We start from the raw sequence: 14446 nt of genomic DNA on the forward strand, positions 1-14446 counted from the left end.
CGAATCGCTTTCCGGGGCTGCGCATGACGCGCGATTGCGGTATCGGCTAAGTTTGCCTACATTCAAATGTGGACGGAATAAACATGTTACTCGGCGTGCGCGTAATCCACCTTGGCGCGGCGGGCGGTGGCCTTCTCCCAATCGCTGGTGCCCTCAAAGACATCCTGCTTGTAGGGATTGCGGCCGAGCTTCTTGGCGCGGTAGGCGATGTAGATGATCGCGGCGACGTTGGCGACCAGTGCGGCGATCGAGACCGCGGTAGCGGCGCCGGGGTCGAGCGTGGAGTGGGTCACAAAGATGGACTCCTCCTGGAAGTACGGGAATACCTGGGCAAACATGCACCAAATGGCCAGCGTAAAGGCACGGTTCTGGATCCAGCCGCCCTTGTTCCAGATAAAGGCGGCGACGGTGGGCGCCAGCAGCAGCGCAAAGCCGCAGAACCAGGAGTGGGTGGGCAGGCAGTTGTAGGTGTAGCAGAAGTTCCAGATATCGTAGGCGATGATGTAGACCCAGGTCATGTCGGGCCACAGCATGTCGGTCTTGTCCTCGGAGGCGTAGACGCTCCACCAACCGGTCATGCAGAAGATGTTGATGATGCCCGCGATGCCGTTGAACACGTTGTTCCAGCCGGCCAGCTGCGTAGCACCTTCGGAGGTGACCCAGGTGGACTGGCCCAGGACAAAGAAGTGATAGGCGCTCTCAAAGTCGGACACGACGGCGATCATGATGTTGATGGCGACGATCACAAACGGCCACGCGCGGAACCAATGCGCCTTGCCGATCTTGCCCCACTGGTACTTAATGGCAATGAAGCCCCAGCAACCGGCCAGCGCCGCGTATACCTTGGCGTAGTGGAACCAGCTGTTCTGGTACACATGGGTGGGGTTGGTGAGTGCCCACTCGGCACCCTGCGAAACGCCGATGGCGATGGCGACGCAGTAGATGGTCATGGCCAGCGGAGCCACGCCAAAGATGATTGCCGCGCCCAGCTTGGTGCGGCGGCCGACCTCGTTGAGCACGATCAGGCCAATAAAGACCATGGCCCAGCCGACCCAGTGGATAAGGGTATTGCTACCCCAAACATCGAACAGCATGCTGCTCTCCTTTCACACGCCCGCGGCCCCTCTTCCGATCGCGGGCAGTTTGGCCAAATGTCGTCAGTTCTGGGGCTTGCGCTCGGGATACTTGGCGGTATAGCCCTCGATGTGGAGTGTCGAGGCGATGATTTCCTTGACCGTCTCGTCGGGCACATCGGGGTGCGTGCGGATATACATCAACAACCCCATGATGAGGGTGTAGAACGTCTCGTAGACATGATCGATGCGCAGCTCGTGATGGGCGACAAAGTCCACCACGGTGGTGTCGCAGATGTACTGAGCCACGCGCTGAACCACGTTGTGCAGAAAGCCGCCGTAGAGTGCGCCGCTGCTCGAGGTGAGCGTACTCGGCAGCTCGTGGCCGCTGGCGACCAGGCGCTTAAAGAGCGGGGCGACGGTGTCGAGCGCGCCCTCGATATCACCGACGATGCGGCTGGCATTCCACTGCTCGAGCTCGGAGATAAAACCGTCGATTGCCTCGTCCATGACGGCGGTGACGGCGGCGTCCATATCGGCAAAGTAGTGGTAGAACAGCGAGCGCGTGCAGCCGGCGCGTTTGGTCACGGCCGATACCGATAGGTGGGACACGCCTAGCTCGGAGCTTACGGTGCGCACGGCATCGAGGATCTCGCGACGGCGTTCGTCGCCCGTCAGACGCTTGGCCGCGCTATCGGGCGCGGGGACGGCGTCAGCCACAGAGGTGTTCGATGCGTTATCGCTCATGCGCTTGCCGCCTTTCGTCCGTTTGAGCCTGACCGTTCACCTAACAGTCTTGAATATTGTTGACGGTTCGTCAATACTGTTTTTGACACAATGTCAACTAATGGCGGGTGAACGGCATGGGGGCATGCCCGGCCTGCAAAAAAGAGGGGTGCCGCGGTCTCGCCGGGCTGTGGCAAGAGAAGGGACAACCATGATTCTCAACGGACCGGGAATTAGCTACACCGAGCCCGATATCGGCGCGGAGTTCGTGCCGCCGCTGCCGGAGCATCCGCGCGAGGCCATTGTCAAGCTGTGCGAGCATTGCACCAACCGCCTGCTGCATCGCGACGAGCTGCTGGGCTACGAGTACTGGTCGTTTGCCGAGGCCGCAACCGACGAGCAGGCCGAGGTACTCTGCAAGATGAAGATGCGCCGTCCCTACACGCTGCCCGAGATGGTCAAGCTCACCGGCATGCCCGAGGCCGATATCGAGAAGATGCTCGACGACATGAGCTACACGGGTCTGCTCGAGTACAACTGGGAAAATCCCGAGCGCGCCAAGCAGTGGGTGCTGCCCATGCTGGTGCCGGGTTCCGCCGAGTTCCTCAACATGCGCGTGAGTCAGCTCGAGGAGCACCCGGTCTATGCCAAGTTCTTTGAGCAGGCGTCCAAGGGACCGCTGTCCAAGGCCACGCCGATGGTGCCGCCCGGCGGCGCCGGCATTGGCATGCATGTCATTCCGGTCGAGAAGGCTATCGACGCCACGAGCACCTCGGTACCAATTGAGCATATCGAGCACTGGCTCGACAAATACGAGGGCAAATACGCCGCCAGCACCTGCAGCTGCCGCGCGAGCCGTCGCGTGATGGGTGAGGGCTGCGCCGACGACCCCAACGACTGGTGCATTGCCGTGGGCGATATGGCCGACTACGTGGTCGAGACCGACCGCGGCCACTATGTGACGCGCGAGGAGGTCTACGACATCTTGCGCCAGGCCGAGGACAACGGCTTTGTGCACCAGATCACCAACATCGATGGCGAGAATAAGATCTTCGCCATCTGCAACTGCAACGTTAACGTGTGCTACGCCCTGCGCACCTCGCAGCTGTTCAACACGCCCAACCTGTCGCGCTCTGCCTATGTCGCCAAGGTCGAGAAGGACAAGTGCGTAGCCTGCGGTCGCTGCGTTGAGGTGTGCCCGGCCGGTGCCGCCAAGCTCGGCCAGAAGCTCTGCAGCAAAAAGGCCGGCGGCAAGGTGCCCGAGTATCCGCGCCAGGAGCTGCCCGATGCCACCAAGTGGGACCACACCAAGTGGTCGCCCAACTACCGCAACGACAACCGCATCGAGACGCATGAGTCCGGTACCGCTCCCTGCAAGACGGCCTGCCCCGCGCACGTTGCCGTTCAGGGCTATTTGAAGCTCGCGGCGCAGGGCCGCTATGACGAGGCGTTGGCGCTCATCAAGCGCGAGAACCCGCTGCCCGCTATCTGCGGCCGTGTGTGCAACCGCCGCTGTGAGGATGCCTGCACCCGCGGTCGTGTGGACGCCGCCGTGGCTATCGACGAAGTCAAGAAGTTTATCGCCCAGCGCGATCTGGACGCTGCGACCCGCTACGTCCCGCCCGTGGTGACGCCGACGCGCGCTGGCGGCTTCGACCAGAAGATTGCCATCATCGGTGCCGGCCCGGCCGGTCTGTCCTGCGCTTTCCATCTTGCCGAGAAGGGCTACAAGCCCGTCGTGTTCGAGAAAAACGAGCGCCCGGGTGGCATGCTCACCTACGGCATTCCCAGCTTTAAGCTGCAGAAGGATGTTATCGAGGCCGAGGTCGAGATCATTCGCCTGATGGGTGCCGAGTTCCGCTATGGCGTGGAAGTCGGCCGTGACGTGACGCTCGATGAGCTGCGCACGCAGGGTTTTAAGGCCTTCTACGTGGCTATTGGCTGCCAGGGCGGCCGCCTTGCCGACATTCCGGGCGAGGACGCCGAGGGTGTGACCGTGGCCGTCGACTTTTTGCGCGAGGTCAACAGCGGCAAGATTGACGCGCTGCCCGGCCGCACCATCGTGGTGGGCGGCGGCAACGTGGCCATCGACGTTGCCCGCAACGCCTGCCGTCTGGGTTCCGAGCACGTTGAGATGTTCTGCCTGGAGAGCGAGGCCCAGATGCCTGCCAGCGAGGAGGAGCGTCGCGAGGCCATCGAGGATGGTGCTCACATCAGCTGCGGCTGGGGTCCCAAGGAGGTTCACCTGGACGAGGCCGGTCGTGTGTGCGGTATCACCTTCAAGCGCTGCACGCGTGTCTTTGACGACGAGGGCCGTTTTGCGCCCGAGTATGACGAGAACGACTTGCGCCGTGTCGATGCCGACCGTGTCGTCATGTCGATTGGCCAGTCCATTGTGTGGGGCGACCTGCTGGCTGGCTCCAAGGTGGAGCTCGGCCGCGGCCAGGGTGCCCTTGCCGATCCGCAGACGTACCAGACCGCCGAGCCCGACATCTTTGTGGGCGGCGACGTCTACACTGGCCCCAGCTTTGCCATCGATGCCATTGCCGCCGGTCACGAGGCCGCGGTGTCCATCCATCGCTTTGTGCAGCCGGGCTCCACGCTCACCATCGGCCGCAACCAGCGCCGCTACACCGCGCTCGACCGCAACGACGTTGTGCTCGAGAGCTACGACAACGCGAGCCGCGAGGTTGCCCATGTGGACCGCGAGCGCGAGAAGGCCGCGCCGTTTAGCGAGTACGTCGAGACCTTTACCGAGGAGCAGGTGCGCGCCGAGACCGCCCGTTGCCTGGGCTGCGGTGCCTCGATCGTCGACCCCAACAAGTGCATCGGCTGCGGCCTGTGCACCACCAAGTGCGCGTTTGACGCCATCCATCTGGATCGCGACCGCCCCGAGTGCTCAACGATGGTCAAATACGAGCAAAAGCTCCCCAGCCTGGGCAAGTACGCACTCAAGCGTGCCATCAAGATCAAATTTGGTCGCAAGTAAGTAGTCATAACGGGAACGGCGGAAGGAATTAAAAGTGCACGAGCTCGGAATCGTGTATCACATCATTCGCGATGTCGAGAATGTGGCTCGCGCCAACGGCGTAAGTCGCGTTTCGAGCGTGACGTTGCTGTTGGGCGAGGTCTCGGGCGTCGTTCCCGACTTGCTGCTCGACGCTTGGCGCTGGGCGGCAGATAAAAAGCCTATCACGCAGGGCGCGGAGCTTATTGTGGAGCCTGTCGAGGCCGTGACGCATTGCGAGGCGTGCGGCTGCGACTACGCGACGGTCGAGCACGGCAAGACCTGCCCCCATTGCGGTAGCGGCGAGACCTATCTGCTGCAGGGCCAGGAGGTCATGATCAAGCAGATCGAGACCCCCGACGAGGACCCGACAGACGCTGCCCCCGACGGCCTATCCGATGCCCCCGATGCCGTCGACGCCGCCAACCCCCTCCACATCGCCTAACTTAGTCGTTGGGGACGTTCTTAAACGACTAGTCGAAAAAGAGCGTCCCCAATGACTAGCCATTTAAGAACGTCCCCAATAACTACTTTGCTAGAGCATATCGCTCGCCATTAGTCAAGGCATAGCTGTTTAAACGAAATAGCCTCAGTCTCAGCACGTTTGCATCTGTTTAAAAGCGGTAATAATGACAGCATGCGCATATCCGTCGTGTAAGTATTGGTTGGGTATCAGTTATCAGCGGCAGATCAGCCAATGATGCTGGAATGTAATCAACTTGTAACAAATTAAGACGTTTAAACAAATAATGCTACCTTTTGCAGTTTTTCAAACAATTCTGCTGTATTTGCAGCTATACTCCATAACTGTCGTGTAGGAATTACGTAGACAAAAAGGAGGTTATGTGATGGTAAGTATTGTTCTTGCTAGCCATGGTGACTTGGCGGCTGGAATCAAGCAGACGGGCTCGATGGTCTTTGGCGATCAGCCGTCTGTAGCCGTGGTCTCGCTCGAGCCGAGCATGGGCCCCGACGACTTCCGAGCCAAGGTCGAGGAAGCAGTCGCTTCCTTCGAGGACCAGGAGCAGGTGCTCTTCCTCGTTGATCTGTGGGGCGGCACGCCCTTCAACCAGATCAGCGGTCTCATCGAGGGCCATGATTCCTGGGCTATCGTCACCGGTGTCAACCTGCCTATGCTCATCGAGGCATATTCGCAGCGCTTTGACGCAAAGAACACTGCACATGCGATCGCAAAACATCTCGTGACTGAGGCTAAGGCCGGCGTGCGCGTCAAGCCCGAGTCTCTGGAGCCCGAGGAGAAGAAGCCGGCTGCGGCCGCCGCTGCTCCTGCGGGTGCCATTCCTCCGGGAACGGTGATCGGCGACGGGCACATCAAGATCGCCCACGTCCGTATCGACACGCGTCTGCTGCATGGTCAGGTGGCCACCACGTGGACCAAGCAGATCAACCCCAACCGCATCATCGTGGTCTCCGACGGCGTTGCTCACGACGAGCTCCGCAAGACCATGATCGAGCAGGCTGCCCCTCCGGGAGTCCACGCCAACGTCGTGCCCATCAAGAAGATGGCCGAGGTCGTCAAGGACACGCGCTTTGGCGACACCAAGGCGATGCTGCTGTTCGAGAACCCGCAGGATCTGCTCAGGGCCATCGAGGCCGGCGTCGACATCAAGGAAGCCAACATCGGTTCCATGGCCCACTCCAAGGGCAAGGTCGTCGTCACTAACGCTGTCGCTATGGGCGATGACGACGTCAAGACCATCGAGGCTCTCAAGGCCAAGGGCGTCAAGTTCGAGGTCCGCAAGGTTCCTTCGGATTCCTCCGAGGATCTCGACGCCATGTTGAAGAAAGCTAAGGCCGAACTGGCCGCTCAAGCATAGTAAAGGAGGGTCCGATACATGTCTGCAATCACTATTCTGCTTGTTGCGATTGTCGCGTTGCTTGCCGGTATGGAAGGCATTCTGGATGAGTTCCAGTTCCATCAGCCGCTCGTGGCATGCACGCTTATCGGTCTCGTAACCGGTCACCTTCAGGAGGGCATCCTCCTGGGCGGTTCGCTCCAGATGATGGCCCTTGGCTGGGCTAACGTCGGCGCCGCCGTCGCGCCTGACGCCGCTCTGGCCTCGGTCGCTTCTTCGATCATCATGGTGCTCGCCCTCAACGGTGGCGCCACCGATTCGGCCAAGGCCGTTACCGCCGCCATCGCCGTCGCCGTCCCGCTGTCGGTCGCTGGTCTGTTCCTGACCATGATCTGCCGTACCCTGGCTACCGCTATGGTTCACGGCATGGACGCCTGCGCCGAGAAGGGCGACTTCGCCGGCATCGAGCGTTGGCAGTACGCCGGCATCCTCATGCAGGGTGTTCGTATCGCCATCCCGGCAGTACTTCTGTGCATCATCCCGGCCGAGGCTGTTACCAACGCGCTTAACGCTATGCCCGATTGGCTGTCCGGCGGCATGGCTGTCGGCGGCGGCATGGTCGCTTCCGTCGGTTACGCCATGGTCATCAACATGATGGCCACCAAGGAGACCTGGCCGTTCTTCATCCTCGGCTTTGTCCTTGCTGCCATCCCTCAGCTCACGCTGATCGCCCTTGGCCTCATCGGCATCTCCCTTGCCCTCATCTACCTTGGCCTTAAGGATCTGGCCAAGCAGGGTGGCGGCATGGGCGGTGGCTCCGGTGACCCGCTCGGCGACATTCTGAACGATTACGAGTAGGAGGGGAGTGATACATATGGCAGAGAACAAGATTCAGCTCACCAAGGCTGACCGTAAGAAGGTTTGCTTCCGTCATCAGTTCCTTCAGGGCTCGTGGAACTACGAGCGTATGCAGAACGGCGGCTGGTGCTTCGCAATGATCCCTGCGATCAAGAAGCTCTACACCAGCAAGGATGACCAGATTGCCGCTCTTAAGCGCCACCTGGAGTTCTATAACACCCACCCCTATGTTTCCGCCCCCGTCATTGGCGTTACCCTCGCCCTCGAGGAGGAGCGCGCCAACGGTGCTCCGATTGACGATGTCGCCATTCAGGGCGTCAAGGTCGGTATGATGGGCCCGCTCGCCGGCGTCGGCGACCCCGCCTTCTGGTTCACCCTTCGCCCGATTCTGGGCGCACTGGGCGCTTCCCTGGCCCTGTCCGGCAGCATCGCCGGTCCGCTGCTGTTCTTCTTCGCGTGGAACATCATCCGTTACGCTTTCCTGTGGTACACGCAGGAGTTTGGCTACAAGGTCGGCTCCTCCATCGCCAAGGACCTCTCCGGCGGTCTGATGGGCAAGGTCACCGAGGGTGCTTCCATCCTGGGTATGTTCATCATCGGCGCCCTGGTCGAGCGCTGGGTGTCCATCTCCTTCACCCCGGTCGTCTCCAAGGTCACGCAGTCTGCTGGCGCCTATATCGACTGGGCCAACCTGCCCGCCGGTTCTGAGGGCATCAAGCAGGCACTGACGATGTACAGCTCTGTCGGTGCCAACGCACTCGACCCGGTGAAGGTCACCACGCTTCAGGCCAACCTCGATCAGCTCATCCCCGGCCTTGCCGCCGTGTGCCTGACCCTTCTGGTCTGCAAGCTCCTCAAGAAGAAGGTCAGCCCGATCGTCATCATCCTGGCTCTCTTCGCCGTCGGCATCATCGGTCGCGTCTGCGGCTTCATGTAAGCACGCTTCGGCTTAAGACCGAGAGTTGCTAGGCAAGGGCTTTTGAGCCATTGAAACGGACCGCACCCGGTGGGTACACTGGATGCGGTCCGATTGTTTTTATTGGAGGGCGAGGCGCGTATGGCGCAATCTCAGAACAGCACGGTCGATTTGGCAACGCCGGCAACCTGCCTGATGGGGCTTACCAGTCACGGTAACGTGATGGTGGGCAATAAGGCGTTTGAGTACTATAACGAGCGTAATCCCGAGGATTATATCCAAATCCCGTGGGACGAGGTCGACTATATTGCCGCCGAGGTTTTGCGCGGCACCAAGAAGATTACGCGTTTTGCCATCTTTACCAAAGAGAATGGCCACTTTACGTTTTCGACGCGCAATGACAAGGAAACGCTTCGCGCGGTGCGTAAGTACATTGACGAGGACAAGCTCGTTCGTTCGCCCGACTTTATCGATGTGACGGCCAAGGGCGCCAAGAGCATCCCCTCCGTCATCAAAAGCCTCTTCCATAAAGGCGACTAGTCGCCTGGGACGTTCTTAAACGACTTGTCATTAAAGAACGTCGCAGATGACTATCTCGAAGAGCGGCTGTGCGCTGCATGGTAGTGGCGCAAATCTGCTACACTAGTACAACATGCCTCCGTAGCTCAGGGGATAGAGCACCGCTCTCCTAAAGCGGGTGTCGACGGTTCGAATCCGCCCGGGGGCACCAGAAAAATCGCAGGTCAGGAGTTAATTTTGCTTCTGACCTGTTCTGGTTTTAGGGTTAAGAACTGCTTTTGTTTGTAAATCTGGTAAGTAAATAATTTAACTTACCGAGTTTTCTACTGAAAACAGGAAATCACCATTTTGGGGATAAAAAGTTTTCAACAGCCGTTAGTCGGTTCCATTTTGGTGAAGCGCTTCCTCAATTTGGGTAAAAAATTTCACCATTTTGATGATTCGGCTGCTTTGAGTTTTTGATAAAAACGCCTGTTCAGAAGCTTGCGCAATACCCATTTTGGTGAAACCAATTAATAGAGAAATATACTATAAAGATATAGGGACGGCGATGCCGTCCTCTTCGCTCGCGAAGCTCGCTGCGCGGCCACGTACCGTGTCCTTGCCGCCGGCTACGCCGCCGATTGATTCGCTCACTGCGTTCGCTGATTGATTGATGGACTAATCCGTTTTCTCAGTCACACCAGTCATGAGTGCAGCGATTGTCATGTCGAATCCGTTAGCAATTTTACAGAGGTTAGAAAGACTGACATTTCTTCGTCCGACCTCTATCGAGGCGTAGTAAGACCTGTCCATGCCGATGCGATTCGCAAATTGTACTTGAGAGTAACCAGACTTTGATCTTAATTCTTTGCAGCGTAGACCAAAGGATCGTTGTAGCGGCGAGATATCCATGACAAAAAGAGTCATGGATTGTTGTATAAAAGCCAACGGACTATATACAACAATCCCTGTTAAGGCGCATAATTATCTCTATTGGAAAGCACTCTGATGCCCAGTCGGATAGGGCACGGAAAAGGAATGGAATAGCAATGACTCAGGGAAAGCATTTCGCTGCCGGCGGCGATCACTTCGCCACACTGCCAAACAAAAAGATTCACGCCCCGAAGGGGATCGCGCGTCTGACCGTCACCGCGGCGACCATGGCCGCCATGACCGGATCGAGCCTCATCTCACCGTTCACGGCATTCGCCCAGACCGGTGACGGGGGCACGCAGCACCCCGCCGTGATGTCGCCGATCGCCGCCCACGCCGGCGCGGCATCCGGTACCGGCGCGAAATCCGTCGCACAGACCATCGCGGATCTGCAGAAGGCAGTCGACGAGGCGAAGGCGAAGGAGGACGCCGCCAAGGCATCCTACGATGAGGCCGCCGGTCCCTACAACGAGGCGGCTTCCGCCCGCGACCAGGCCAAGGCATCCTACGATTCGGCAGTCAGCGCCGGCACGGCAGCCGACCGAGCGGCGATGGACGAGTACGCCCGTCAGGTCGCGGAGGGCAAGGACGCCGCCGATGCCGCCGGCAAGGACCTCGAGCAGGCGAAGGCGGGTCTCGCAGACGCCAAGGCGGATGCGTCCGAGAAGGACGAAGCGTACCAGTCCGCCCTCAAGGCGGCCCAGGATGCCCAGGATGCCCTCGATAAAGCCAAGGCAGATGCCGTAAGCGCCACCCCGGAGGCAATCAGTGCCGCCGAGCAGGCCGTGCGCGACGCCCAGGCTGCCGTGGACAGGGCACAGGCCGAACTGGACAACGCCAACGCGACGCTTGCCGATGCCCAGTCCAAGCTGGTTGCGGCCCAGTCTACAAAGGATTCCGCCGATTCCGTCCTCGCCGCAGCCAAGCAGAACAAGGACGCGGCGGATGCGAAGGCCGCAGCCGCCAGCGCCGCCTACGAGAAGGCGAAAGCCGACCTCGCCGCAGCGGAGGCCGGTGCGAGCGGCCCGGAGTACGATGCGGCGAAACAGAAGGTCGCGGACGCAGAGGCAGCCCTCGCCGCCGCACGAGAGGCACAGTCCCAGTGCGAGTCCGAGCTCGAGCAGGCGCAGTCCGCTGCAGCAACGGCACAGACCGAGCTGAATGATGCCCAGGCGTCCCTCTCCGCAAAGCAGCAGGCCGCGGCCGATGCCGAATCCGGCGTGAACGCCGCCCAGTCCGCACTCGATGCCGCGAACGCCGACCTCGATGCAGCCAAGCAGGCGAACGTCGACGCCGTCGCCAAGCTGGATGCAGCGAAGCAGGCTGTCAAGAATGCCGAGTCCGCCAAGGCAGCCGCCGACGTAGAGCTCGCGAACGCCAAGGCCGCAAAGGATACCGCAGACGCTGCCGTGATCGCCGCCCAGCAGAAGGTCGACGAGGCACAGGCGAAACTCGATTCCGCCGACGCGCAGCTCAAGCAGGGAGCCATCGGCTTCTTCCGTGCCATGGGTGCCGATGACGCAGTCAACATCATCCTGAACGCCAAATATGCCGGAAAGACCGAAGTCGGCAACTCCAAGGACGCCACGTCCCTTGATAACATGCTCAATGCGATCAGGTGGATGAAGTCCGTCAACGACTACCGCAAGTCGGTCGGCCTGTCCGAGCTCCAGGTCACCTACAAGCTCATCGCCGGTGCCATTGCGGATGCCAACTACAGTGACACTGTGCTCGATCATGCCCGTCAATATAATTTTGCCGAAAACCTGGCATGGAATTACGGAATCGATCCGAGTGGGCAGTGGATCGAGCAGGAGAAGGGCTTTTTCGACAAGGCAACGGAGGCCCTTTATGGAGTCACCGGTCTTGTCGGCAAGGATGCCTATGATTTCTATGCAAAGAACGGCGTCGCAATCAACCATTGGATTGCAAACAACTGCCGCTGGGAGAACGGCAGCAGCAGCACCGTCGGCCATTACATGAACATCATCAATCCCGAACTCGCCGTTATGGGAATGGCAACCTGCACCAAGGGCACCATGTCCGGGCTTCAGACGCAGTGCTACACCGCAGAGATCTCCGGCTGGTCCGGCTCCGGTTGGAACACGAACCCCATCTCCGTCGACGAGTACGAGCAAAAGCTGACCTCCTATATCAACGGTCTCAAGAACGCCAAGAGCGCACTCGACGCAGCCAAGGCCGATCTCGCATCCAAGCAGCAGGCAGCCACCGACGCCGCTGAAACCGTCCAGCAGAAGCAGGACGCAGCGGATTCCGCACAGGCAGGTGTCGATGCCGCGAAGCAGGGCGTCGCGGATGCCCAGCGTGCCGTCGATGCCGCCAATGCTGATGTCGCCGCCAAGCAACAGGGCGTCACGGATGCCCAGACCGAGCTTGATGCGGCGAAATCGGACCTCGATGCCGCCAACGCGGCAGTCGATACGGCAAAGTCGACCGTCCAGCAAAAGCAGGTCGCCTTTGATGCTGCCAACGCAGCCGTAACGACCGCACAGTCTAAGTTGGATTCCGCCAAGGCGGACACCGCTGCTAAGCAGCAGGGCGTGGACGATGCGAACGCCGACCTTGCGAAGTTCTTCCAGGACATCGCCGACGCCAAGAAGGCGGTCGATACAGCAAAGAGCGTTCACGACGCGGCGGCAGCCGACCAAGCCGAGAAGGCGGCAGTCCTCGCAGCCGCCAAGCAAAAGGCGGACGGCACCGCACGCGCCCTCGCGGATGCCCAGCGTGCCGTCGATGCCGCAAAGGCCGACGCCGGCGTTGCCGCCGACAAGCTTACCGGCTCCCAGACCGATCTCGAGGACGCACAGTCGAACCTCGACATCCTTACCGGTCTTGCCGCGAAGCTCGCAGAGGCACAGCAGCGCGAGCAGGATGCAGTAAAGGCCGTCAATGACACCAAGGCCGCGCTCGATGCCGCGAAGGCAGCCGCCGGCGCCGCCGAGTCCCTGGTCTCCGCTGCCGAACAGGCAAAGGCGCAGGCAGACGCCAAGCTGGCGAAGCTGGACTCCATCGATGCCGGCGCGGCGATCGCTTCTGGCCATGATGTGAACGCGGATGACTCCCTCAACGCGCTTTTCGCCGCAGCAGTCGAGGCACGTGCCAAGGTCGCGCCCGCCAAAGTCATCCTGGACGAAAAGCAGGCTGTGGTGGACGGGCTCAAGCCCGGCTATGATACGGCGCTCGCCGCCTACGAGCAGGCGAAGTCCGACCGCATCGCGGCGGAGCAGGAGCTTTCCGATGAGATCGCACGACAGGAGGCAGAGGAGGTCGCAAAGCAGCAGGCCGCAAAGCAGCAGGCGGCATACACCCCGAAGCACCTCGCCGGCAAGGATACCGCCCAGCCCGGCAGCCTCGCCCAGACCGGTGACCGCGCGGGACTCATCGGCGAGACGTTCGTCATCGGCGGTACCGTCCTCGTGGCAGCCGGCATCTTCCTCGATCAAAAGAAGCGCCGCGAGCAGATGTAAAAGCGAGTCGGGCGTTGGATATCGGCTAGTGTCCAACGCCCGGTTTCATGGACGGGGAGATCGGTGTGAGAACAAAGGCTATTATCGTTGCGCTTCTGGTGTGCCTTTCGGCACCTCAACTTGGATGTTCCAGCGTTGCAAAGCAAGGAAGCGGCTCTACGGAAAGGGCCGCCACAGCGGTAAAGAATAAAGACAAAAAGAAGCCAAGCGAAGAAAAGGCGACGCAAACCTCTGGATCCAAGACCGAGGAGAAGAAAGAATCCGACGGCAAGGACCAGAAGTCCGATGACTCCAAGAAAGAGGATAATAAGTCTTCCGACTCGTCGAAGTCTGACAGCAAGGGAAACTCCTCCGACTCCAAGCAGAATTCCGGCAATTCGCAGAGTTCCGGCAGCAACAATTCCTCTTCCAACGGCGGTAGCCAGAAGAAGTGGGTTGCCGAGCAGGGACACTGGGAGACAGATTACAGCCAGGTCTGGGTGCCGAATGTAGTGTATACGCGCCATCCTCGTTTCTGGGTCAACCATGGTGGTACTATGGTAGGGCCTTTCGATTCCGAAGATGCCGCCTATTCGTGGGTTCATAATGATATGGACAACGGCGGCATCGGAGGATCTGTCGTAAACGATTCGTATACCACATCTGAGGACCAGGGACATTATGAACAGAAGGCTACGGGGCAGCATTGGGTCGTCGATGTAGCCGGTCATTGGGAGTAATGGGCATCGTTCCTCTTCTCTTCCATTCGGTGAATATTTATTTATTTGTGGGCGGCCGGTTCGGCCGCCTTTTTTAGACGCCCAATCTGGGAGCAAACGATAGGAAAGCAATCAAACGAGAGGCCGTTCCAAAAGAATCCGGCGGTGCCGGATGCTTCGGGCAAAACCTTCCGCAAATCGGTAAGGTCTTCCATCAACTTGTTCCAGCCCTCGCCCGGAGTCCGCTGCGCGGTAATGCAAACACTCTGCATCCCTCGCATTCGCATTACCGCTCCGCTCTCGCTACAGCGAATCTCTAACACTCAGCATCCTTCGCGTTAAAAATTCGCTTCCGCTCACGGTCTTCGCTGACACTACGACACCGCGAAGCCTTTCGCTCGAAACGAGGCCTCTCATTTCGTGTCTACG

At 59.9% G+C, this 14446-nt stretch carries 11 protein-coding genes and 1 tRNA gene; 9 read left to right on the forward strand and 3 right to left on the reverse strand.

Going from position 1 to position 14446, the window contains the following annotated elements:
• Positions 1–86: 86 nt before the first annotated feature.
• Together DWW73_RS03345 and DWW73_RS03350 are read right to left on the reverse strand one after the other, a co-directional pair.
• Positions 87–1094 (reverse strand): DUF5692 family protein, encoded by a 1008-nt coding sequence (locus tag DWW73_RS03345; RefSeq protein ID WP_117778752.1) that lies wholly within the window; start codon positions 1092–1094, stop codon positions 87–89.
• Between the two features lie 63 nt (positions 1095–1157).
• A complete protein-coding gene (locus tag DWW73_RS03350; RefSeq protein WP_117778753.1) occupies positions 1158–1820 on the reverse strand; it encodes a TetR/AcrR family transcriptional regulator in 663 nt (220 codons plus the stop codon).
• A gap of 190 nt (positions 1821–2010) precedes the next feature.
• On the opposite strand from DWW73_RS03350, the gene DWW73_RS03355 reads away from it, so the two are divergent.
• The 7 genes from DWW73_RS03355 to DWW73_RS03385 all read left to right on the forward strand — a co-directional run bounded on the left by DWW73_RS03355 (position 2011) and on the right by DWW73_RS03385 (position 9127).
• Complete coding sequence (locus DWW73_RS03355) at positions 2011–4788, forward strand: FAD-dependent oxidoreductase (RefSeq protein ID WP_199413457.1); 2778 nt, start codon at positions 2011–2013, stop codon at positions 4786–4788.
• A gap of 34 nt (positions 4789–4822) precedes the next feature.
• The gene (locus tag DWW73_RS03360) at positions 4823–5251 is read left to right on the forward strand and encodes a hydrogenase maturation nickel metallochaperone HypA (protein WP_117583629.1); all 429 of its coding nucleotides are present in this window, start codon (positions 4823–4825) and stop codon (positions 5249–5251) included.
• Between the two features lie 403 nt (positions 5252–5654).
• The gene (locus DWW73_RS03365) at positions 5655–6644 is read left to right on the forward strand and encodes a PTS sugar transporter subunit IIB (RefSeq protein WP_117637934.1); all 990 of its coding nucleotides are present in this window, start codon (positions 5655–5657) and stop codon (positions 6642–6644) included.
• Between the two features lie 18 nt (positions 6645–6662).
• Positions 6663–7481: a PTS mannose/fructose/sorbose transporter subunit IIC gene (locus tag DWW73_RS03370; RefSeq protein ID WP_089573274.1), complete on the forward strand. Its 819-nt coding sequence runs from the start codon at positions 6663–6665 to the stop codon at positions 7479–7481.
• 16 nt (positions 7482–7497) lie between these two features.
• Positions 7498–8418, forward strand: a complete 921-nt coding sequence (locus tag DWW73_RS03375; protein ID WP_117564942.1) for a PTS system mannose/fructose/sorbose family transporter subunit IID — start codon at positions 7498–7500, stop codon at positions 8416–8418.
• Positions 8419–8538: 120 nt separating this feature from the next.
• A complete protein-coding gene (locus DWW73_RS03380; RefSeq protein WP_117736764.1) occupies positions 8539–8937 on the forward strand; it encodes a DUF956 family protein in 399 nt (132 codons plus the stop codon).
• A gap of 114 nt (positions 8938–9051) precedes the next feature.
• Positions 9052–9127 (forward strand) — tRNA-Arg (locus tag DWW73_RS03385).
• Positions 9128–9576: 449 nt separating this feature from the next.
• On the opposite strand, the gene DWW73_RS03390 is transcribed toward DWW73_RS03385, so the two are convergent.
• Positions 9577–9825: a helix-turn-helix domain-containing protein gene (locus DWW73_RS03390; protein ID WP_117640691.1), complete on the reverse strand. Its 249-nt coding sequence runs from the start codon at positions 9823–9825 to the stop codon at positions 9577–9579.
• Positions 9826–9947: 122 nt separating this feature from the next.
• On the opposite strand from DWW73_RS03390, the gene DWW73_RS03395 reads away from it, so the two are divergent.
• Together DWW73_RS03395 and DWW73_RS03400 are read left to right on the forward strand one after the other, a co-directional pair.
• Entirely contained in the window at positions 9948–13319 is a 3372-nt protein-coding gene (locus DWW73_RS03395) for a hypothetical protein (RefSeq protein WP_117778754.1), read from the forward strand.
• A 47-nt stretch (positions 13320–13366) separates the two neighbouring features.
• Entirely contained in the window at positions 13367–14038 is a 672-nt protein-coding gene (locus DWW73_RS03400) for a hypothetical protein (RefSeq protein WP_233509107.1), read from the forward strand.
• Positions 14039–14446 lie beyond the last annotated feature (408 nt).

Source organism: Collinsella sp. AF16-8 (assembly GCF_003462695.1).
Lineage (GTDB): Bacteria > Actinomycetota > Coriobacteriia > Coriobacteriales > Coriobacteriaceae > Collinsella.